This window comes from Bradyrhizobium sp. HKCCYLS1011 (genome assembly GCF_051167795.1).
Classification (GTDB): Bacteria; Pseudomonadota; Alphaproteobacteria; order Rhizobiales; family Xanthobacteraceae; genus Bradyrhizobium.
This window is the reverse complement of sequence record NZ_JBNPTT010000006.1, coordinates 439,661-459,853: the sequence shown is the minus strand read 5'-3', so window position 1 is coordinate 459,853 and position 20,193 is coordinate 439,661. Positions and strand designations below refer to the sequence as shown.

General features: G+C 64.5%; 19 protein-coding genes. 13 read left to right on the top strand and 6 right to left on the bottom strand.

What is annotated here, in order from left to right; all coding sequences use genetic code 11:
- Positions 1-78: 78 nt before the first annotated feature.
- Positions 79-1,578, bottom strand: coding sequence for an amidase (locus ACQR1W_RS22575; RefSeq protein ID WP_434852848.1), 1,500 nt, complete (start codon positions 1,576-1,578; stop codon positions 79-81).
- Between the two features lie 335 nt (positions 1,579-1,913).
- Between ACQR1W_RS22575 and ACQR1W_RS22570 the strand changes: the two genes are divergently transcribed.
- From ACQR1W_RS22570 to ACQR1W_RS22555, 4 genes are all read left to right on the top strand, one after another.
- A complete protein-coding gene (locus tag ACQR1W_RS22570) occupies positions 1,914-2,729 on the top strand; it encodes a roadblock/LC7 domain-containing protein (RefSeq protein ID WP_434852847.1) in 816 nt (271 codons plus the stop codon).
- Positions 2,730-2,792: 63 nt separating this feature from the next.
- The gene (locus ACQR1W_RS22565; protein ID WP_434852846.1) at positions 2,793-3,554 is read left to right on the top strand and encodes an MBL fold metallo-hydrolase; all 762 of its coding nucleotides are present in this window, start codon (positions 2,793-2,795) and stop codon (positions 3,552-3,554) included.
- Positions 3,555-3,556: 2 nt separating this feature from the next.
- Complete coding sequence (locus ACQR1W_RS22560; protein WP_434852845.1) at positions 3,557-4,408, top strand: OmpA family protein; 852 nt, start codon at positions 3,557-3,559, stop codon at positions 4,406-4,408.
- Complete coding sequence (locus tag ACQR1W_RS22555; protein WP_434852844.1) at positions 4,405-5,049, top strand: hypothetical protein; 645 nt, start codon at positions 4,405-4,407, stop codon at positions 5,047-5,049. Before ACQR1W_RS22560 ends, ACQR1W_RS22555 begins: the two co-directional genes overlap by 4 nt.
- Positions 5,050-5,182: 133 nt before the next feature.
- Here ACQR1W_RS22555 and ACQR1W_RS22550 read toward each other — a convergent pair whose 3' ends face one another.
- The gene (locus tag ACQR1W_RS22550) at positions 5,183-5,356 is read right to left on the bottom strand and encodes a DUF1328 domain-containing protein (RefSeq protein ID WP_008974473.1); all 174 of its coding nucleotides are present in this window, start codon (positions 5,354-5,356) and stop codon (positions 5,183-5,185) included.
- Positions 5,357-5,646: 290 nt separating this feature from the next.
- Between ACQR1W_RS22550 and ACQR1W_RS22545 the strand changes: the two genes are divergently transcribed.
- The 6 genes from ACQR1W_RS22545 (at position 5,647) to ACQR1W_RS22520 (ending at position 12,235) form a co-directional block, all read left to right on the top strand.
- A complete protein-coding gene (locus ACQR1W_RS22545) occupies positions 5,647-8,298 on the top strand; it encodes an ATP-dependent helicase (RefSeq protein ID WP_434852843.1) in 2,652 nt (883 codons plus the stop codon).
- A gap of 92 nt (positions 8,299-8,390) precedes the next feature.
- Positions 8,391-8,804: a hypothetical protein gene (locus tag ACQR1W_RS22540; RefSeq protein WP_434852842.1), complete on the top strand. Its 414-nt coding sequence runs from the start codon at positions 8,391-8,393 to the stop codon at positions 8,802-8,804.
- Complete coding sequence (locus tag ACQR1W_RS22535; protein WP_434852841.1) at positions 8,804-9,481, top strand: OmpA family protein; 678 nt, start codon at positions 8,804-8,806, stop codon at positions 9,479-9,481. Before ACQR1W_RS22540 ends, ACQR1W_RS22535 begins: the two co-directional genes overlap by 1 nt.
- A 511-nt stretch (positions 9,482-9,992) precedes the next feature.
- A complete protein-coding gene (locus ACQR1W_RS22530; RefSeq protein WP_434852840.1) occupies positions 9,993-10,544 on the top strand; it encodes a DUF962 domain-containing protein in 552 nt (183 codons plus the stop codon).
- Complete coding sequence (locus ACQR1W_RS22525; protein ID WP_434852839.1) at positions 10,545-11,570, top strand: NAD-dependent epimerase/dehydratase family protein; 1,026 nt, start codon at positions 10,545-10,547, stop codon at positions 11,568-11,570.
- 41 nt (positions 11,571-11,611) lie between these two features.
- Positions 11,612-12,235, top strand: a complete 624-nt coding sequence (locus ACQR1W_RS22520) for a methyltransferase family protein (RefSeq protein ID WP_008970009.1) — start codon at positions 11,612-11,614, stop codon at positions 12,233-12,235.
- On the opposite strand, the gene ACQR1W_RS22515 is transcribed toward ACQR1W_RS22520, so the two are convergent.
- Entirely contained in the window at positions 12,187-13,275 is a 1,089-nt protein-coding gene (locus ACQR1W_RS22515; protein WP_434852838.1) for an alpha/beta fold hydrolase, read from the bottom strand. The genes ACQR1W_RS22520 and ACQR1W_RS22515 overlap by 49 nt on opposite strands.
- 115 nt (positions 13,276-13,390) lie before the next feature.
- Positions 13,391-14,119 (bottom strand): hypothetical protein, encoded by a 729-nt coding sequence (locus ACQR1W_RS22510; RefSeq protein ID WP_434852837.1) that lies wholly within the window; start codon positions 14,117-14,119, stop codon positions 13,391-13,393.
- Positions 14,120-14,410: 291 nt separating this feature from the next.
- Here ACQR1W_RS22510 and ACQR1W_RS22505 point away from each other — a divergent pair, with 291 nt between their 5' ends.
- On the top strand, positions 14,411-15,331 hold the full coding sequence (locus ACQR1W_RS22505; protein WP_434852836.1) for an ABC transporter ATP-binding protein: 921 nt from the start codon (positions 14,411-14,413) through the stop codon (positions 15,329-15,331).
- On the top strand, positions 15,328-16,089 hold the full coding sequence (locus ACQR1W_RS22500; RefSeq protein ID WP_008969217.1) for an ABC transporter permease: 762 nt from the start codon (positions 15,328-15,330) through the stop codon (positions 16,087-16,089). Before ACQR1W_RS22505 ends, ACQR1W_RS22500 begins: the two co-directional genes overlap by 4 nt.
- 26 nt (positions 16,090-16,115) lie before the next feature.
- On the opposite strand, the gene ACQR1W_RS22495 is transcribed toward ACQR1W_RS22500, so the two are convergent.
- Positions 16,116-16,463 (bottom strand): hypothetical protein, encoded by a 348-nt coding sequence (locus ACQR1W_RS22495; protein ID WP_434852835.1) that lies wholly within the window; start codon positions 16,461-16,463, stop codon positions 16,116-16,118.
- A 297-nt stretch (positions 16,464-16,760) separates the two neighbouring features.
- Here ACQR1W_RS22495 and ACQR1W_RS22490 point away from each other — a divergent pair, with 297 nt between their 5' ends.
- Positions 16,761-17,552, top strand: a complete 792-nt coding sequence (locus tag ACQR1W_RS22490; RefSeq protein ID WP_434852834.1) for a L,D-transpeptidase — start codon at positions 16,761-16,763, stop codon at positions 17,550-17,552.
- A gap of 163 nt (positions 17,553-17,715) precedes the next feature.
- On the opposite strand, the gene ACQR1W_RS22485 is transcribed toward ACQR1W_RS22490, so the two are convergent.
- Entirely contained in the window at positions 17,716-19,995 is a 2,280-nt protein-coding gene (locus ACQR1W_RS22485; protein ID WP_434852833.1) for a spermidine synthase, read from the bottom strand.
- Between the last annotated feature and the right edge of the window lie 198 nt (positions 19,996-20,193).

Sequence of the window (20,193 nt, the reverse complement as noted above, 5' to 3'; positions counted from 1 at the left end):
GTGGATGCGGCTCGAGCGGCGAAGAAATGTGTGCATCCCCTAGGAGACAGGCGAGGTTGTCGCGCCCACATCAGCGGCTCATGCCTGCGTCACCCATGCCGGCAGCTTCTCGAACCAGGGCTGCGCCTGCTCGAGCTGATGGGCAAGCTGCAACAGGCGAGCTTCGTCGCCCAGCCTCGCAATGAATTGAACGCCGAGCGGCAGACCGTCTTGCGTCCAATGCAGCGGCACGCTCATCGCCGGGGTGCCGGTGAGATTGGCCAATTGCGTGAACGGCACATATTGCAGACTGTCACGGGCGATCTTGTCGATGGCGCCGTCGAGCAGGCCGGCGCGGCCAAGCAGTCCGAGCAGCCCGATGCGGTCGAGCATATCGAGCAGCGTCTGCTCCGCCGCGCTCGGATCGCCCTGACCGTGCCGGATCGGCGGATGCGCCAGCGTCGGCGTCAGCAACAGATCATATCGCGCATGAAAGCGCGCCAGCGCCCGCGCGAACGCATTCCACTTCAACAGCTGCGTCGTCAATGCGCCGGCGGAGATCGCGCCGCCGAGTGTGGCCAGCACCCGCGTCAGCAGTTCGAAATCCTCGCGCTTGGCGCCGCGTTCGCGGCCATACGACACGAAGGCGGCGACCTGGCCGAAATAGATGTGCAGAAAGGATTTCGCCAATTCGGCGCCATCGATCTCGGGCGAGGCTTCCTCGACCTCGTGGCCGAGGCTGCCCAGGAGCTTCGCTGCCTGTTCGACCGCCGCCTTGGCCTCGGCATGAACTTCGGTGCCGATCGGTGAGGCTGCAGTGAAGCCGATGCGCAAGCGACCCGGCTCCCGCTCCATCGCCTGCGCGAACACGACACCAGGCTCCGCGGCGAGAAAGGGATCGCCGGGCTCGGCGCCGGCGATGACATCGAGCGCCGCCGCGGTGTCGCGCACGCTGCGCGAGATCACGCCTTCGCTGGAGGCGCCATACCAATATTCGCCAAACGCGGGGCCGGACGAGATCAGTCCGCGCGACGGCTTCAACCCAAACAGGCCGCAGCAGGCAGCGGGAATGCGGATCGAGCCACCGCCGTCATTGCCGGCCGCCATCGGCACCACGCCGGAGGCGACTGCGGCCGCCGCGCCGCCGCTGGAGCCGCCGGGCGTGTGATCGACATTCCAGGGATTGCAGGCGCGGCCGAAGGCCTGCGAATCCGACACCCCCTTCAGCGCGAGCTCGGGCAGATTGGTCTTGCCGAAGATCACGAGCCCGGCCGCGAGATAGCGCCTGACGACATGGGCGTGGTCGGCTGCAACGACGGCCGACAGCGCCTTGCTGCCATAGCTTGTCGGCAGGCCCGCATAGTCCTGCGCGGCGTCCTTGATCAGAAAGGGAACGCCCGTAAACGGCCCCTTGAGCGGCTTTGCGAGCTGCGCGCGCGCTTGGCTCGCCATCATCAGGCAGATTGCGTTGGTCTTTGGCTGCGCCCGCTCGCTCTGGCGCAATGCGATCTGCAGCAGCTCCACCGCCGTCGTCTCGCCGCGGGCCACGCATTCGGCCAGCGCGACGGCATCGCGCTGCAAATAGTCCTTGAAATCCACGCGACCTCCCCACCATCATTTGCTTGGTTGCATCGTACCTTGTCTCGACGACCAACAATGTTGGTGCGCGAGAAAACAGCGGCGACACAGACGCCGATCGACACGAGCGGTGGTTAGCGACGACTGCCTGCGCGCCAGTGGTATCATCTGATCAGTTTGAGTCGCATCTGCAAATCATGCGCGATGATGCGCTGACATCGGTGAACTCATACCGCGACGCGCTTCGCAGGACGATTGTGATTTTCCTGTGATTTGATTCAGATCATTCGGGCCGAGATGAGGTGCACGTTAGGCTGCACATCAGGTCTGTTGCGTTGAGTAGGATGAGAGTGGCGGTGGGACGCATCGCAAGCCTCTTGAAGAGGTCGCAAAGCTCGCATGACGATCCGCTTGTCGGTCGCGTGACGACGGCCGACTATTTCATTCTGCTGTCGCGGGCGATGGAGAGCCTGCCGGACGCAAGTCCCGAACGCCGCGCCGAGTTCTATCAATCGGCGCGCGATGCACTGATCTCCCAACTCAGTTCAATGACGCCTCCGGTCTCGCGGGCGCGCATCAAGGCTGAGCAGCGCGCGCTCGATGATGCGGTCGAGAGCCTCGAGGCGAGCGCCGCCTCGACCGGCAGCGTCGAATCGAACTCCGACGGCGCGCCCACCTCTCCGACCCCGACCACCATAGCCCCAGATCATTCCACACCAGCCATTGAGCACGACGATATGCCCAATCCTATGCCCAGGTCTCAATTTCAATCCATGTTTTCCCCCCGCATCGTCGAGGAGAAGCCGATGTCACGGCTTGATGAAATCAACCGGGTTCTGCGCAAGCTGCAAAGCGACTCCTTCGGGGTCGAAGCTTGCGCGCTGATCTCGGAAGACGGACTGATGATCGCCAGCGTGCTCGCAGCCGACATGGAGGAGACCCGGGTGGCAGGCATGACCGCGACGCTGTTGAGCCTTGGCGGTCGCGCCGCCACCGAGCTCGGCCGCAGCCATCTGCAGGAGGTGATCATCCGCGGCGAGTCCGGCTACGCCATTCTCGTCAGCGCAGGCCGTGGCGCGCTGCTGCTGGCGTTGACCAACGAGAACAGCAAGCTGGGGCTCACCTTCTTCGACATGCGCGAGGCGGTCCGGTCGCTGCAGAAGGTGCTGTAAGCCCGTCCCCATCACAGAGCCGGCGCGCGGCGATCGGCGCCGCGCCGGCGGGAGTGCGTCTTAATGGCCAATACCGTCCTCTACGACGATGGCGTTCACAAGAACATCCTGCTCGAGGACTTCAGTGCGGGCGGTCTCGCCGTTCAGGCCAACCAGCACCTGATCATCCACGACCGGATCGGGATGATCCTGGATCCCGGTGGTCACAAGGTCTACGCCAAGGTGCTCGCCGAAACCTTCAGCGAGCTGTCGGGCGGCCGACTGAAATATCTGTTCCTCTCGCACCAGGACCCGGACATCGTCGCAGCCATCAACGGCTGGCTGATGACCACCGATGCCGACGCCTACATCTCCTCGCTGTGGACGCGCTTCGTCCCGCATTTCGGCTTCGACCATATCGTCGCCGACCGGCTGAAGCCGATTCCGGACGAGGGCATGGTGTTCGACCTCGCCGGTGCGAAGCTCTATGCGCTGCCGGCGCACTTCCTGCACAGCGAAGGCAATTTCCAGCTCTACGATCCGATCTCCAAGATTCTCTACAGCGGCGACCTCGGCGCATCGATCGGCATGGACTACATGGTGGTTCGCGATTTCAGGGCGCATCTGCACTACATGGAAGGGTTCCACCGGCGCTACATGGCCGCCAATCGCGTGATGAAGGCCTGGGCCGATATGGTCCGGCAGCTCGATATCGAGATCATCGCCCCGCAGCACGGCGCACTGTTCCCCGATGCGGCAATGAGCCGGCAGTTCATCGAATGGTGCGCGCGTCTGGAATGCGGCGTCGACCTGATCACGCCGACATTCAAGATTCCCGTTGGCTAGAGATGCTGGCTCCTCCTTCCCGAGCGACACCGCCGTCGCCTGACGGGCTGACCCAGCGCGTGCCGTTCCCCCGCCGGCACGCCGGCGGGATCAATCCCTGCGCGGTGGCCGGCGAGGACGCTCCGGCGTGGCTCGCCACGGCCTTTGCGATCGCCGGCACGATGATCGCGGTGGCATCCGCAGAGCTCTGGCTGCAAAGCGCAAGCGGGCCGATCCGAGCCGCCGCGGTCACGACCATGGCGGCCCAGCGGCCGCGCCCGCGTGTCGAGCGACCGGCTGAATCGCAGCCTGCGGCGGTGCCGCGCCAGGACAGTCAACCTTCCGAGCGCCCGCAGCCGCCGCAACCGGCGGACATCCGTCCCACACCTGCGCTTGCCATGTCAGCGGTCGCGATCGAGCCCCCCAAGCCGCCAGCGGCCTCGCCTGAGGCAAAGACAACCCAAGGTCCGGTCGAGCCGCCTGCCCCCAAGCCGACAGCGACGGAATGTTTCCAGCCGCTGACGATCGCCTTCGATCACAACAGTGCCCGGCCGAACCCGAGCGATGTCAGGCGATCGATCGAGATGCTGCATCGCTGGCTGCCCCGGCATGGCGATGCGACCGTGCTGATCGACGGCCATTCCGACACGACCGGGACCGAGGACTACAATCTGCTGCTCAGCTATGCGCGCGCCAAGGCCGTCGCGAGCGAGCTCAAGCGCGGCGGAGTTCCCGCGAAGCAGATCTCGGTTCGCGCCGCCGGAGCCGGCGAGACGCCGGCCGACGCCAGGAGCGTCGCAGGCGAGCGGAGCGCCGTGCTGCGCATTGCCGGCGTGGAGGATTGCGGCCGAATAGAAGCAGCGAAAAAACCATGACGATCTTTGCCATCGTGAGCGGCCTCGGGGCCGCCATTCTGCTCCTGAGCGCCGGATACCTGTTCGGCGCCCGCAGAGGCGCCTTGGCGCGCGACCTGTTGCGCCGGCAGGCGCAGCTGCAGGCGGCGAGCCTCGATCAACTGCGCGAGCAGAGCCGACAGAAGGTGACGGAGCAGGAAGCAAGCCTCCGAACCACGATCCAGGACGTGCTCGCGCCGCTGGTCGAACGCGAGCGCATCTCGCTCGACCTGGCGCAGCTCGCGAGCGAGGCCGGAGAGCGGCGCGAACTGGTGCCGCTGCTCGACAAGATCGCCGAGGTCGGCCGCTTCGAGACGGTGCTGCTGACCAACGAGGAAGGCTTGCCGCTGGCGGCCAATTCAGCCGCCCATCATCCGGAGCGGCTCGCTGCCGCAGCCACGCGCATGGCGCTGGCGGCGGAGAAGATCGCCGATGCGCATGGCGTCGCGCCGCTCTCGGTGATGCTGCGCGATTCCTCCGATGCCACCACGCTGTGCCGGATCTTCCGCGTGCAGGACCAGAAGCTGATGCTGACGGCACTGTCCAATGATTCTCGGCTCGCCTCGGTGGCGCTGGATCCCGCGGTGACGAAGATCGAACTGTCGCTGGCGACGCCGGCCTGACGCGCGCGAGGCGCCATCGATCATCGCAATCGGACCGGCGAGGCCGGGCCATCGAAGCAAAGCAAAGGGCGCGACGCCCCGGCCGAGGCGCCGCGCCCTTCACCCGACCTCATTGTCAGGGGATGAGGTCGTACTACACTCGCCTGCGTCCGCGGGCCACGCCGACCACGGCGGAAACCAGGAACAGCACGACGGCAATGAAGAAGATGATCTTGGCGATCTCGATCGAGGCGCCGGCGACGCCGCCGAAGCCGAGGATGCCAGCGATCAATGCGATCACCAGGAAGGTGACAACCCAACCTAACATGACACGACCTCTGTCTTGCGAATCTGTCTCTCGATAGCGGCCTGCTGCGATGAGCGCTGGCGCCGTTGCCAGAACAATCCGCCTCGGGAACATTGGTTCCGAAGTTGAAAAGGGCTAAAATTTACAAGGCGACAGGAACAAAATCGGCAATCGCGGGCGCCGTCCCGTGCCGGCGCCTTGATTTAGGGCTGTAAAACAGAATGAGCGGCCCCATATAGCCCTGAATCCCTGCTATGAGGCTCCCCTTTGCCCCTTCACGATGTCATCGTGGGGATGAGATTGATTCGCTGATGACCGAGCCGAACAGACTGAGCCCATTTCCCGCACCCGACCACCAGCCGCTCGCCGGCGGTATCGCGGCGCGTGCCCGCGCGGCTGCGACCGGCGGCGCGCGCTATCTCTCAGGCCTCAATCCGGAGCAGCGCGAGGCGGTAGAGACGCTGGATGGCCCGGTGCTGGTGCTGGCGGGCGCCGGCACCGGCAAGACGCGCGTGCTCACCACGCGCATCGCGCATATCCTCAGCACCGGGAGGGCGCGGCCGAGCGAGATCCTGTCGGTGACCTTCACCAACAAGGCCGCGCGCGAGATGAAGTCGCGCCTTGCCGAGATGCTGGGCCAGGCAGTCGAAGGCATGCCGTGGCTCGGCACCTTCCACTCGATCGCCGGCCGCATCCTGCGCAGCCATGCCGAGCTGGTGCAGCTGAAATCCAATTTCACCGTGCTCGACGTCGACGACCAGATCCGGCTGTTGAAGCAGCTGCTGCAGGCCGAGAACATCGACGACAAGCGCTGGCCGGCGCGCATGCTGGCCGGCCTGATCGACGGCTGGAAGAACCGCGGACTGATGCCCTCGCAGGTGCCCTCGGGTGAAGCCGCCGTGTTCGGCAACGGCAAGGGCGGCAAGCTCTATGCGAGCTATCAGGAGCGCCTGAAGATTCTCAACGCCGCCGATTTCGGCGATCTGCTGCTCGAGAACATCCGGCTGTTTCGTGAGAACCCGGATGTGCTCCGGCAGTATCAGAGCCGCTTCAAGTTCATCCTGGTCGACGAGTACCAGGACACCAACGTCGCGCAATATCTGTGGCTGCGGCTATTGGCGCAGGCGCCGAGCTCGTCGCGCGCGCCCACTACGCCCGCCGCCGTACCCTCTCCCCTTGTGGGAGAGGGTGGATCAGTTGAGCGAAGCGAAACTGAGCCGGGTGAGGGGTCTGTCTCCGCGGATCGAGACCCCTCACCCGCCTCGCTTCGCTCGGCCCCCTCTCCCACAAGGGGAGAGGGTGGAGACGTGCCCGCGGCTGTAACGCCTCCCAAGAACATCTGCTGCGTCGGCGACGACGACCAGTCGATCTATGGCTGGCGCGGCGCCGAGGTCGACAACATCCTGCGCTTCGATCATGACTTCCCGGGCGCCAAGGTGATCCGCCTGGAGCGCAACTACCGTTCGACCGGCCATATCCTCGCCGCCGCCTCGCATCTGATCACTCACAACGAAGGCCGGCTCGGCAAGACGCTGCGCACCGAAGATACCGAGGGCGAAAAGGTCACGGTCACCGGCGCGTGGGATTCGGAAGAAGAGGCGCGCGGCATCGGCGAGGAGATCGAGGATCTGCAGCGCAAGGGCGAGAAGCTGAACGAGATCGCGATCCTGGTGCGCGCCTCCTATCAGATGCGCGAGTTCGAAGATCGCTTCGTCACCCTCGGCCTGCCCTATCGCGTCATCGGCGGCCCGCGTTTCTACGAGCGCGCCGAGATCCGCGATGCGCTGGCTTATCTGCGCGTGATCAACTCGCCGGCCGACGATCTCGCCTTCGAGCGCATCGTCAATGTCCCGAAGCGCGGGCTTGGCGACGCCACCGTGCAGATGCTGCACGACCACGCCCGCAAGCGCCGCATCCCGCTGTTCGAGGCCGCGCGCGCCGTGGTCGAGACCGACGAGATGAAGCCGAAGGCGCGCGGCAGCCTGCGCCAGCTGCTTTTGCAGTTCGAGCGCTGGCGCAAGCAAAGCGAGGTCACCCCGCACACCGAGCTCGCCGAGATCGTGCTCGATGAGAGCGGCTATACCGAGATGTGGCAGAAGGACCGCTCGGCCGACGCCGCGGGCCGGCTCGACAACCTCAAAGAACTGATCCGCTCGATGGAGGAGTTCGAGAACCTGCACGGATTCCTCGAGCACATCTCCCTGGTGATGGACCGCGAGGGCAACGCCGATGAGGAAGCGGTGTCGTTGATGACGCTGCATTCGGCCAAGGGACTGGAATTCGATAACGTGTTCCTGCCGGGCTGGGAGGAAGGGCTGTTCCCAAGCCAGCGCACGCTCGACGAACAGGGCCGCGCGGGCCTGGAGGAAGAGCGTCGTCTGGCCCATGTCGGGCTGACGCGCGCACGCCGCCGCGCCAAGATCTATTTCGCCACCAACCGCCGCATCCACGGCACCTGGACCACGACGATCCCCTCGCGCTTTCTCGACGAATTGCCGGCAGCGAGCGTGGAGATCACCGAATCCAAAGGCGGCTCGGGCTGGGGCGGCGCCGGCGGCTATGGCCCGTCACGCTTCGACAATGTCGAGACGTTCGGCTCAAGCTATTCGACGCCCGGCTGGCAGCGCGCCCAGGCGCGCGGCCGCGGGCAAGGCGGGCCCGGTCAAGGCGGGCGCGGCCCCGGTCAGGGTCAAGGCGGCTTCAACGAGGAGCAGTCGCCCTTCGGCGGCCGCGGCGAGTTCGGCGGCTTCTCGTCGCGCAACCGGCGCGGTCCGCTGACGATCGAAGGCGAGCTGGTGGCAAAATCCACCGGCACCACGTCGGAATTTGCCCTCGACGACCGCGTCTTTCACCAGAAATTCGGCTACGGCCACGTGGTGAAGATCGACGGCAATAAGCTTACCATCGCCTTCGACAAGGCCGGCGAGAAGAAGGTCGTCGACAGTTTCGTGCAGCGGGCCTGAGCCGGCCTCGAGACACGTCGCGCAACATTCGCCCACAGCTCCGCCTTTGTTAGGCCTTGACCGTGGCGGCCGCCATCGTATGAGATGCGGCCATGGTCCGGGGAGGCACTCTCATTTTCGCGGTCGCGCTCATCGTGCCGTCGCTTGCGGCGGCCGAGACGATCAGCTTTGCCGACGCGGCCGCGACGATCGCGGCGAACTGCGCAGCAGACATCACCGCCAATTGCCGCGGCGTCAACCTCGACTCATCGCGTCTGAAGGAATGCCTCAGCCGTAACCAGGATGTGATCTCGCCACAGTGCAAGGCGACCTATTTCCAGGCCTTGGATGCGATCCAGAAACGAATTGCCGCCAGGGTGACGGTGGCCAATGCCTGCCAGCGCGAAATCGTCAAGCTTTGCGCGGGCTCGACCAAGGAGACCAGCAAATCGATTCCCTGTCTGGTGGCCAGCAACGGCGTCAGCGCGCGCTGTCAGCAGGCGATCGGGGACGCGGGGTATCGCTGATGCGTCATCCGGCGACAGCTTGGTTCGGCGCCGTCGCGGCTGCCCTTCTCGTCTGGCTCAGCTATGACGCGCCGGCGCGCGCTCAGGAAGCGACGCGCGACACCATCGTCAGCCAACTCGACCATCTTGACGCCGCGCCTGCGCTGGACCTGCCAGCCCTCAAGCAACAGATTCAGGAGCGATCGAAATCGCGCAGCCGCAACGAGCCGCCACCGCAGAAGCGCCCGCCGATCGCGCCGGAATTGATGAACCTGCCGACATTCAATGTCGACATCGCCTTCGACGTCGACACGCCGATCGTGAAGCCCGAATCCTACCAGAGCGTGGGGCGCATCGCGGATGCGATGGTGCATTCCTCGCTGCTGCCCTACGGCTTCCTGATCGTCGGCCATGTCGAGGCGAACGGCAAGCGCGAGGCGAATGTGATCTTGAGCCAGCGCCGGGCGGATGCGATCCGCGATATCCTGGTCAACACGTTCAAGATCTCGGCAAAGCGGCTGCAATCGATCGGGCTCGGCGAGGAGCAACTGCTCGATCCGGCGCGCCCGACCGCGCCGATCAACCAGCAGATCCAGATCATCACGATCGCCAAGGCCGAGGACACCGCACCGGCTGCGACCCCTGTCGTCGCGCAGCCCGCCGCCAAGAGCGAGGGCTTGAGAAAGCATCACAAATAAACGCGGCGCGCCGGCTCAACCTCGCAGGCGGACAGCGCGACAGTGCCTATGTGACCAGGCCCAGCTGCGAAATACCGCTTTCCGGCACGCTGCATTTGAGGTTCCCGACCGGCAGCGCCCCGATCAGGCGTCGCACTAAAACCGTACTGGAATCATGGATTTGCCGGTGCTCCGCACGGCTGATCTCATGCCGACGCTGCCGATCCGAAATCTCCGCGCTGGCCGAGATCCCTTGACGGACATCCGAAGTCCGCAAACAGTGGGAGGCAATATTGGACGGACTTCAGGCACGAGAACCAGCCAAATGTCTGTGAGACTCCTGACACGCAGCGCCGGACCGGGAACCCCGGGGGGTTGGCGGCACTTCTTGCCGTCGGTGAGCCGCGACAAATGGCCGGTTTGACCAGCGACGATTCGCGGTTTGTCGGCGTTGCGGCTTGATGGTATAGGCCCATCTTTGCGGCCGTCGATTGCGCGGTCATCGATGTCATCATTGACGAGCGAGTCCGACATGAACGCCCTGTTTCGACGCCAGATGATCGATTACGTCGAATACCATCGGGATCCCCGCAATGGCCTGATGCATGTGTGCGGCATCATTCTCTTGTTTACGGGTGCGGTCCTGCCGCTCAGCCTGTGGCATTTCGATGCATTGGGCTTCCGAATCAGCCTTGGCGCCATTCTGGCGCTGCCGGTCCTGTTCTACTGGCTGCTGCTCGATGCCGCGCTCGGCGCCGGCATTCTCGCTTTCGCGGTCCTGCTCCTTGCTACCGCCATGATGATTGCGGACCACGTCCACGGAGCGGCGCTCTGGGCCCTGTTTGCCGGACTTGTGATCCTTGGCTTCGTTTCGCAGACCGTGGGTCATAAGGTGTTCGAGCGGAACAATCCTTCGCTGTTGGACCACCCGGCTCATCTGTTTCTTGGACCGATGTTTGTGATGGCGAAATTATACATGGTCTTCGGTTTCCGGCCCTCCGTGGCCGATCTCATCGCGCCCAACTGGTCGCAGGATCAGGGGGCATCGAACCGGCTTCAAGGCGACCAGCACTCGCATCCCTAAATGAAAGTCCTCGTCACCGGCGGTAGCGGCTTTATCGGACACCACCTCGTCTCTGCGCTGGCAGCGCGGGGCATGGACGTGCGCGTGCTCGACATTCGTTGCCCGACGCACATGATTGCCGATGTGCATTATGTCGAAGGCTCGGTGCTCGATGCGACCGTCGTTCGCGAGGCCGTGAACGACGTCGATCAGGTCTACCACCTCGCCGGCCTGCCCGGGATGTGGATGCCCGATCGCGACGATTTCTACCGCGTGAACTGCGTCGGCACCGAAACCGTGCTCGCTGCCGCGCGCAAGGCCAATGTCCGGCGCTTCCTGCACTGTTCCACCGAGTCGATCCTGTTCGACTATCCGGGCACGAAAGGCACCGCGACGGCACCGACCGCCCCGCCGGCCACCGCGATGCCCGGCGCCTATACGCGCTCGAAGGCGCTCGCCGAGGCGCGCGCGATGCAGGCGGCCGCGGAAGGCTTCCCGGTCGTGATCGGCACCCCGACCATGCCGATCGGACCGCATGACAGCAACCTGACGCCGCCGTCGCAGATGCTCCGGCTGTTCCTCGATAATCGGGTCCAGCTCTACCTCGATTTCATCGTCAATCTGGTCGATGTCCGCGACGTCGCGGCCGGGCTGATCCTGGCCATGGAGCGCGGCAAGATCGGCGGCCGCTACGTGTTCGGCGGCGAAAGCCTGCGGCTGCGCCGCATCCTCGACCTGGTCGCTGCGATCAGCGGCCGCAGCCATTTCGCGGTTCCCGTGCCCGGTAGGTTCGCTGAGTTCTCCGCCGGCATGCTGGAATTCATTTCCGACCATATTACCGGACGGGCACCATCCGGCACCGCCGAGGGCGTGCGGATCGCGCTCTACGCCTCGGACCTGTCGATCGACCGCGCCCGGCGCGAACTCGGTTATACGCCCCGCCCGATCGAGCCGACCTTGAGGGAGACCATCGCCTTCCTGCTCGCCGCCGAAGGCGGCACTGGGCTCGACGTCAAACAACACCCTTTTCGTACAGCGGCCGAATAGGTAAGAGCGGCCGCATCTAACAGAGATAACGGTTTCAAGACATGTCTGGCGATTTCAGCCACATCATCGCGTTTGCGTTCAGCGGGTGGACCACGACCTGGCCGACCTCGCTGTTGGCCATCATCTGGCTGATCTGGCTGGCGAGCTGGGTCGGGGCCTCATTCTGGTCCGGCCAGACCCGCAAGCATGTCACCACGCTGCATGCGAGCCGCTATCACATCCTGATCGTCGCCGGCGGCATCCTGTTCACGCCGTGGACGGCGCGCGCGCTCGGCGAAAAGCCGATCTGGAATCCCGGCGAGACAGGCGTCTACCTGCTCACCGTGGTGACGCTGGCCGGCATCGCTTTCACCTGGTGGGCCCGGATTCATCTCGGCCGCTTCTGGTCGAATGCGATCACCCACAAGGAAGGCCACAAGGTAATCGACACCGGGCCGTACGGCATGGTCCGACACCCGATCTATACCGGGCTCATCCTTGGCATGCTGGCGACGGGGGTCGCGGTCGGAACGATAAGCGCGATTGTCGGTGCGATCCTGATCTCGCTCGGCATGAGCCTGAAGGCGAAGATGGAGGAGGTCTTCCTCTCCGCCGAGCTCGGCCCGGACTACAGCGACTACCGCCGGCGGGTCCCCATGATCATCCCATTCTTGCCGCCGGGTTGAGCTGGACGGGGCGTCGCATCGGCGCCCTGCCCCGGCGGGAGATTGGCTTGCGCAGCGCTGGCCGTGACCGGCAAGAGATGCCGCGGAATCACGATGCGCTCGCCCGGAACCAGCGGCCCGCTGCCCGCGCCGGGATTGGCCTGCTGTACCGCCCATAGCGGCAGACCATAATTGGCAGCAATCTGCTCCAACGTGTCGCCCGGCCGCACGAACAGCGGGCTCCCGCTATCCCAGAGCTCGAGCGAGGCGCTGGGCGGCACAAGGTAGCGCAACGGCACCGGATCGGCATCCGCCGTCGCCGGCGTCTGGTTGAGCTGGCTGATCATGTTCACGAGCTGGGCGTGCACATCGTTCATCTTGTCGATGTTGATGTGGGTCACCTCGTCATGATCCTTCATGTCGAAGCTCGCGTAATGGCCGTGATAGCCGGGCTCGGGCTTCACATCGCCGCCGCCCAGCACATTGTCCGACAGGAATATGTTGATGAAGCGCTCGACATTGAGCGGGACGCTCTTGGTCGCGTGCGCAGGATCGATCGCCACCACCAGGCTGACCGGAATATGCTCCTCCTGCAGCGTGATCGCGATCCGCACGCTGCAGAGCCCGCCCATGGAATGGCCGATCAGCACGATCGGCCCGGGCTCGGCACGGTAGGCCTTCTCGACCTGGAGCGCGATCAGGTCGCACAGCGTGAATTCATAGACACGAGCCCAGAAACCAGCCTTCTCGATCTTTTCAGCCAGACGGTCCATGCCGGTCGAAAAGATCGGGCCGAGCGCGCCGCGAAACAGATAGACCTTCGGAGGAAACTGGGGAGCGGCCGGCGCCGCTTCGGCTGGCGTCACCGCCGCAGGCGCGACCGCCGCGGTGCGTGCAATGGGCTTACTTCCCTGAGCGGCGGCGGGTGCAGGGCCGGCGAGGCACACCTCCGATCCGAAAGTCATGCCACCGCAAAGAAGCAGTGCACCGGCAAGCCACACCGCACCTCTGGAGGCGCGAACCTTGACGGAATCCTTGGAAGTTGGTCCCGGACCGATCATGGGCGCCTTCTCGCAACCTGAAACGCAGGCAAGACGGTATCTGCCTGCGCTGCGCTTGTCGCCCTTGAATCGGCGCAAATTTGAGGCGACGCCGGTATCGGGATATAATCGGAAATCAGTTCCGCAGGCCTAAGGCACTCGCCGCGCGCTGCGGGCGGGTCACCGTGGTCGGTTGGACCGGCCGGCCCCTGTTGCCGAACACCACGGCATCGATCGCGCCGATCACCTTCTGCTGCATGATCTGGTTCTTCTCGATGGTGATATGGCCGACGCCCGGCACGGATTCGACGTCGACGTTTTCCAGCTTGCCGCGGAAACCATCGTCGCGGCGGACCGGCTCGCCGGCACCGTTGGCGATGTAGAAGTTGATGTAGCGCTCGGCATTGCCGGCGACCAGCTTGGTCTTGAATACCGAATCAAGCCCGATCGCGAGCTTCACCGGCACGCCGAGCTGGCCGAGCTTGGCGATCATGTCCGGCAGCGCGGTGGCGCCCGATGAATGGCCGACCAGGATGATCGTCTTGATTTGCCCGGACCGGTAGCCGGCCGCGGCCTCGTCAGCGAGCGAGGACCAGGACACGAAATTGGCGATGGTGACCGGGATTCCCTGCGCCTGCAGCTTGGCGGCGATATCATCCAGCCCGAGCGAGAAGATGTTGAGCACGCCGCGCAGAAGGTAGACGTGGGTCGTGCTCGCCGAGATTGCCGTCGCGGTCGGTGCAGCCCGAGCGGCTCCGGGACCGAGCGGCAGCAGCAACAGCAGTGCAAGCGCGCCTGCGCTCAACCACCGGATCACAGGAGACATCCTGGCATCCGTTGCAATGGTGCGGCTTCCTGGCGTCATCGGTCTTCCTCCGCGGCGAAAAGATGTCGCGACGGCGCGACCGTAGTCTCACGATGCTCGCACACGCAACATGAACGAGCGGCTCAAGCCACGTTACCGCCGAATCGTGTCGTACCCGCAACACCTTACCACATTCGACCCTCAAAAGGCCCCGAAACTGACCGAATTGCCCTACGACGCACGATTGCGGGCGACAGGACGCCTTCCTATCTCTCGCCTGCCCTCCGGCGGCGTCCACGAACAGCTTCCTCCCTGAGCGCCGTCCATTCTGCTCCAGCTCAACCTGCCCTTATGACCCCCGTGATTTCCGTCTCCGGTCTGTCGAAGACCTACGCGTCCGGCTTCACCGCGCTGAAGAGGATCGATCTCGATATCCGCCGCGGCGAGATCTTCGCACTGCTCGGCCCCAATGGCGCCGGCAAGACAACGCTGATCAGCATCATCTGCGGCATCGCCAATCCGAGCACCGGCAAGGTCGCGGTCGGCGGCCATGACATCATCGGCGACTACCGCGCCGCCCGCGCGATGATCGGGCTGGTGCCGCAGGAGCTGCACACCGATTCGTTCGAAAGCGTCTGGGCCACTGTCAGCTTCAGCCGCGGCCTGTTCGGGAAGCCGAAGAATCCAGCTCTGATCGAGAAGATCCTGAAAGACCTCTCGCTGTGGGACAAAAAGGACTCCAAGATCATCACCCTGTCGGGCGGCATGAAACGGCGCGTCATGATCGCCAAGGCGCTGGCGCACGAGCCGCAGGTGTTGTTTCTGGACGAACCGACCGCCGGTGTCGACGTCGAGCTGCGCAAGGGCATGTGGGACGTGGTCCGCGAGCTCCGCGCCGCGGGCGTGACCATCATCCTGACGACCCATTACATCGAGGAAGCCGAGGAGATGGCCGACCGCGTGGGCGTCATCAACAGAGGCGAGATCGTCCTGGTCGAGGACAAGGCCAATCTGATGCAGAAGCTCGGCAAGAAGCGGCTGACGCTCTATCTGCAGAACAAGATCGATGCAGTGCCGGACAGCTTGAGCGCCTACCATCTCGTCCTGTCCGAGGACGGCTGGCGCCTGAGCTATGATTACGACACTAAGGGCGAGCGTACCGGCATTACCAGCCTGCTCGGCGATCTCAGGACCGCCGGCATCCGTTTCGCCGATCTCGAGACCGAGCAATCCTCGCTCGAGGACATCTTCGTCAGTCTGGTGCAGCAATGAATCTTCCGGCAATCGGCGCGATCTACAAATTCGAGATGGCGCGCACCTGGCGCACGATCCTGCAGAGCATCGTGTCGCCGGTGGTGTCGACATCGCTCTATTTCGTCGTGTTTGGCGCGGCGATCGGCTCGCGCATCAGCCAAGTCGAGGGCGTGAGCTACGGCACCTTCATCGTACCGGGGCTGGTGATGCTGTCGGTTCTGACGCAGAGCATCGCCAACGCCTCGTTCGGGATCTACTTCCCCAAATTTATCGGGACGATCTATGAGATCCTCTCGGCGCCGATCTCCCATTTCGAGATCGTGCTCGGCTATGTCGGCGCCGCCGCAACCAAGTCCATCATTCTCGGCCTGATCATCCTGGCGACCGCCAGCCTGTTCGTGCCGCTCCACATCCATCATCCGGTGTGGATGCTGACTTTCCTGGTGCTGACCGCAGTCACCTTCAGCCTGTTCGGCTTCATCATCGGCATCTGGGCCGACGGCTTCGAGAAGTTGCAGATGATCCCGATGCTGGTGGTGACGCCGCTGACCTTCCTCGGCGGCAGCTTCTACTCGGTGAATATGCTGCCGCCCACCTGGCGCTCGATCGCGCTGCTCAACCCGGTGGTCTATCTGATCTCCGGCTTCCGCTGGAGCTTCTACGAGATCGCCGATGTCGACGTGGTCGTCAGCATCGGCATGACGCTCACGTTCCTCGCCATCTGCCTGGCGATCGTCTGGTGGATCTTCAAGACCGGCTACCGGCTCAAGCGCTGAGCCGCTGCCAGGCGATCTCGCCGATTTTACCGATAACAGTGAAAGCGACCGTAGCGGTCGCGATACCCACGGCAGCGGTAGTGCCGGTGGTAGTAGGACCGGTGCGGGACGCCAAACACGCCTTCGACGGCACCGACCGCTCCGCCCACGCCGGCGCCAACTGCACCGCCGACGACGCCGCCCACCGGGCCGCCGATCCGATTGCCTTCATGGGCGCCTTCCCGCGCACCGCCCACGATGCCCTGGGCGTGGGCGACCGGCAGTGAGAGCCAGGCCAGCGCGAGCGCCACGATCGCGAGCGCCGCGAGAAGACAGGTCACGCGTTGTGACGAGCGGTCGCGGAGCGCTGCCGCCTTGGCTCTTGTTTTCAGCATTGTCATCCCGATGGGTCTTCGGCAGGTGGACGAGGAAGGATCTGTATAACACGGATGCGGCCAAATGGTTGCAGCTCCGTGACGTCCCTCGCTAACGCCCACGCCGCCTCGGGGCAACTCGCGAATAGTTAACTCGCGAAAATGTCACTCGGCGTCAGCGGTCACGGCTTGCCTGCATTGCGCCGGCCGTTAATGATGTGCTGCTCGCGCTCCTGGAACAAATGCTCAATTTCGGACATATTGCAGGCCGAGGGAAAGAGCCGCGGCGGGACTGAAATTGCAGAGGCCAGAGGTCACATGCGTACCACTCTTCTTGCGCTTGCCGGATTGATGCTGCTTGCCGGCACGCCGGCGTTGGCAAAGGTCGACATCACGGTCGACAAGAACAACCAGATGATGACGGTCGCGGTCGATGGCGTGGAGCGCTATCACTGGCCGGTCTCGACCGGCATTCCCTCCCGCGAGACGCCGAGCGGCAGCTTCCGCGCCTTCCGCATGGAAGAGGACCACTACTCCAAGGAATTCGACGACGCGCCGATGCCGCACTCGATCTTCTTCACCAAGATCGGGCATGCGATCCACGGCACGGATTCGGAAGGCCGGCTCGGCACGCCTGCGTCGCATGGCTGCGTGCGGCTGTCGAAGGCCAATGCCACGACACTCTATGAGCTGGTCCAGAGAGAAGGCGTCCTCAACACCACCGTGACCCTGACCGGCTCCGCCGAGGTTGCGCTGGCGCGCAATCCGCGCCGCGGCACAGCAGTGGCGCGCCGCGACACCCAGCAATATGACAGCGCCGGCGAACCGGTCGTGCTGACGCCGCAGCCGCAATACTTGCCCGGACGGCAGCTCGTGCCGCAGCAGCGGGCCGACGACGGCTACATCTATCCGGCCGACGGCAGCGACGACGGCACGCGCTATCCCGCGCCGCCGAGCGCCACACGCCGTGTCTACGATGCTCAGGCCTATCCGCAGCAGCGGTACCAGTATTACGGCAACAGCGCCCCGAGCTACCAGCAGCCGCAGCGTTCCTACCAGCCGCGCCCCTATCAGCCGCGGGACTACTTCGGCAACACCTATCAGGACTGAGATGCCCTGACATTGACAGGTGAAGGCGGGCCTCACGCCCGCCTTTCATTTTGCATTTTGCCGAATTGGTGTCGTTGCAAGGAGCGGCGGACGAAGCAATCCAGATCTTCGTCCTGATCCCGGATTGCTTGATCCCATTGCCTGGGCGAAGCTCGACATCCCACTACTCTCCGTCGCGCAGGCGACGATAGACCGCGCCGAGAATGTTGGAATAATCGTCGGTCCAGACCCGCTCGCCCTCGGTCGGCTCGGTTTCGGTCCATTTGTCCGACGAGGCGAGATTGCCGACATCGGCATCGTCGCGCGCGGACACCACCACGTCGGTCGGGAAGATGTATTCGTCGTCGCGGCCGGAATCCTCGTTGTAGACCCAGCTCTTCAGATCGTTGGCGTCGGCGATGCCGACCACCACGCTTTCCAGCGCGAGGTGGCGGTTGGAGACGTGCATCACGACGGCGCCCTGCGGGGCGAGCTTGGCCTTGTAGATCGCCATTGCCTCTTCGGTCGCAAGATGGATCGGGATCGCATCCGAGGAGTAGGCGTCGACGATGATGAGGTCGTAGATGCCATCCGGTTCCTTGGCGAAGGTCAGCCGCGCATCGCCGATCACCGGCTTGAAGTCGGGCGCACAATTCTTGATGTAGCTGAAATATTTCGGGTCGCTCGCGGTATCGACCATGGTCTGGTCGATCTCGAAGAACTTCCAGCTCTCGCCCGGCTCGGCGGCGCAGGTCAGCGTGCCGGCGCCGACGCCGATCACGGCGACCTTCAGCGGCGCGCCCTTGCGCTCGCGGACCGCGGTGATGGCGCGACCGATACCACCGTCCTTATGGTAGTAGGTGATCGGTTCGGGCCGTCCGGTGACCGGTGAGCCGTCGTCGTTCTGATATTTCTGCGCGCCATGGATGGTCGTGCCGTGCATCAGCACGTGGTATTGGCCGTGTGGGGTGACCACGATCTTGTGCACGCCGAAGAAGCTGCGAACCGTTTCGACCCGACCGTCATCCGCCGGATAAAGCCGGATCAGCACCAGCGCGACCACGACGGTTGCGAAGATCTTCCAGCGATCGACATTGAGCAGCAGTGCGAGTAGCGCCGCGAACACGCCAACCACACCGGCCACCCAGACCCGATGCTCCTGTAGATAGGCCGTGACCGCGCCGGTGGTCTCCCCCGGTACGATCAGCGCAATCGCGATCGCAGCAAGCACGAGCCAGTACCACCGGGTCACAGAGGGCAAACGCTCGCTCTTCTGCGCCGGCCGGCATAGCGCGGCAAGCGCGAGCAGGATCGGATATTCGGCGACCCAGGAGAAGGTGAACGGCGCGACCAAGCCTGCGAAAAGGCCGCCGACCATGCCGCCGAATGACAGCGCGACGTAGAAGCCGGTGAGATATCTGGCAGCCGGCCGGGTCCGCGCCAGCTCGCCGTGACAGGCCATCGCGATCAGGAAGAAGCAGAGCAGATGGCCGCCCAGCGTCAGGAGCAGGTTCTGCTCGCCGCCGACCGCCAGCAGCACCACGATGCCGGCAATCGCCAGCGGCTGCAGCGCCAACATCCATGTGTGCGGCAGCAACGGCCGGGACTGGAACACCAGCACCCAGGTCAAGAGATAGAGCGACAGCGGCAGCACCCAGAGCAGCGGCGCGGCGGCAACGTCGGTCGAGATATGCGCGGTGACCGCGATCAGAAGGCCCGAGGGCACCGCCGCCAGGAAGATCCAGCGCGCACGCAACAGCCAGCTCGGCGGCGGCGCGTCGCCCTCTTCCGCCTGCAGCTCGATTGACAGCTGCGCCGGCGCGCGCAACAGCAGCAGGCCGCAGGCCGCGATCAGCACGATCAAGAGCCCGTAGCCGGCGGTCCAGATCAGGTTCTGCATGCGCAGGCTGAAGATCGGCTCGATCAGCAGCGGATAGGACAACAGCGCCAGGAAGCTGCCGATATTGGACGACGCATAGAGGAAGTACGGATCGGGCGCGGCCGGGTGGCCGGTGCGGACGAACCAGGCCTGCAGCAGCGGATTGTTGGCGGCCAGCGCGAAAAACGGCAGGCCGATCGAGACCACAAACAGCCCAAGCAGCCAGAGCGCATAGCCCGAGGTCGGCGGCTCGCCCCAGCTATTTGCGATCGACAGCGGCAGGGTGAGGATGGCGACGACGAGTAGCAACAGGTGCGCGACCACCGGCACGATACGGTTGCGCAGCTGCATCAGAAAATGCGCATAAGCGTAGCCGGCGAGCAACAGCGTCTGGAAGAAGACCATCGCCACCGACCACACCGCCGGCGAGCCGCCGAGCCGCGGCAGCACCATCTTGGTGAACAGCGGTTGGACCGAAAACAACAACAACGCGCTGACGAAGATCGCGGCGGTGTAGACCACCAGGATCAGGCTATTCCGCGCACCAGCGGTTTGGTCGGCTGCGGGCGATGCGAGCGAGGTCATGAAAACTCCGGCGTTGTTCCGGCCAGCATCGGAAAGCGCATGGCCCGGCCGCGACACGCGGACCAGACATAACGGATGGAAGGGCGGTACGGCCAGCAGCGGCCGCAGACTTTCCCTTGACGGCATAAGGCTCCGGCGCGACAGCACTGTCCATCACCGGTTCCCGGTCGTCCGACCGCGCTTGCTTTAACCAGGGCT

Bases quoted from the DNA above. Each gene is read 5' to 3' on its own strand.
- ACQR1W_RS22565 (WP_434852846.1), top strand. From the start codon at position 2,793: ATGGCCAATACCGTCCTCTACGACGATGGCGTTCACAAGAACATCCTG.
- ACQR1W_RS22560 (WP_434852845.1), top strand. From the start codon at position 3,557: ATGCTGGCTCCTCCTTCCCGAGCGACACCGCCGTCGCCTGACGGGCTG.
- ACQR1W_RS22555 (WP_434852844.1), top strand. From the start codon at position 4,405: ATGACGATCTTTGCCATCGTGAGCGGCCTCGGGGCCGCCATTCTGCTC.
- ACQR1W_RS22550 (WP_008974473.1), bottom strand. From the start codon at position 5,356: ATGTTAGGTTGGGTTGTCACCTTCCTGGTGATCGCATTGATCGCTGGC.
- ACQR1W_RS22545 (WP_434852843.1), top strand. From the start codon at position 5,647: ATGACCGAGCCGAACAGACTGAGCCCATTTCCCGCACCCGACCACCAG.
- ACQR1W_RS22540 (WP_434852842.1), top strand. From the start codon at position 8,391: ATGGTCCGGGGAGGCACTCTCATTTTCGCGGTCGCGCTCATCGTGCCG.
- ACQR1W_RS22535 (WP_434852841.1), top strand. From the start codon at position 8,804: ATGCGTCATCCGGCGACAGCTTGGTTCGGCGCCGTCGCGGCTGCCCTT.
- ACQR1W_RS22530 (WP_434852840.1), top strand. From the start codon at position 9,993: ATGAACGCCCTGTTTCGACGCCAGATGATCGATTACGTCGAATACCAT.
- ACQR1W_RS22525 (WP_434852839.1), top strand. From the start codon at position 10,545: ATGAAAGTCCTCGTCACCGGCGGTAGCGGCTTTATCGGACACCACCTC.
- ACQR1W_RS22520 (WP_008970009.1), top strand. From the start codon at position 11,612: ATGTCTGGCGATTTCAGCCACATCATCGCGTTTGCGTTCAGCGGGTGG.
- ACQR1W_RS22515 (WP_434852838.1), bottom strand. From the start codon at position 13,275: ATGATCGGTCCGGGACCAACTTCCAAGGATTCCGTCAAGGTTCGCGCC.
- ACQR1W_RS22510 (WP_434852837.1), bottom strand. From the start codon at position 14,119: ATGACGCCAGGAAGCCGCACCATTGCAACGGATGCCAGGATGTCTCCT.
- ACQR1W_RS22505 (WP_434852836.1), top strand. From the start codon at position 14,411: ATGACCCCCGTGATTTCCGTCTCCGGTCTGTCGAAGACCTACGCGTCC.
- ACQR1W_RS22500 (WP_008969217.1), top strand. From the start codon at position 15,328: ATGAATCTTCCGGCAATCGGCGCGATCTACAAATTCGAGATGGCGCGC.
- ACQR1W_RS22495 (WP_434852835.1), bottom strand. From the start codon at position 16,463: ATGCTGAAAACAAGAGCCAAGGCGGCAGCGCTCCGCGACCGCTCGTCA.
- ACQR1W_RS22490 (WP_434852834.1), top strand. From the start codon at position 16,761: ATGCGTACCACTCTTCTTGCGCTTGCCGGATTGATGCTGCTTGCCGGC.
- ACQR1W_RS22485 (WP_434852833.1), bottom strand. From the start codon at position 19,995: ATGACCTCGCTCGCATCGCCCGCAGCCGACCAAACCGCTGGTGCGCGG.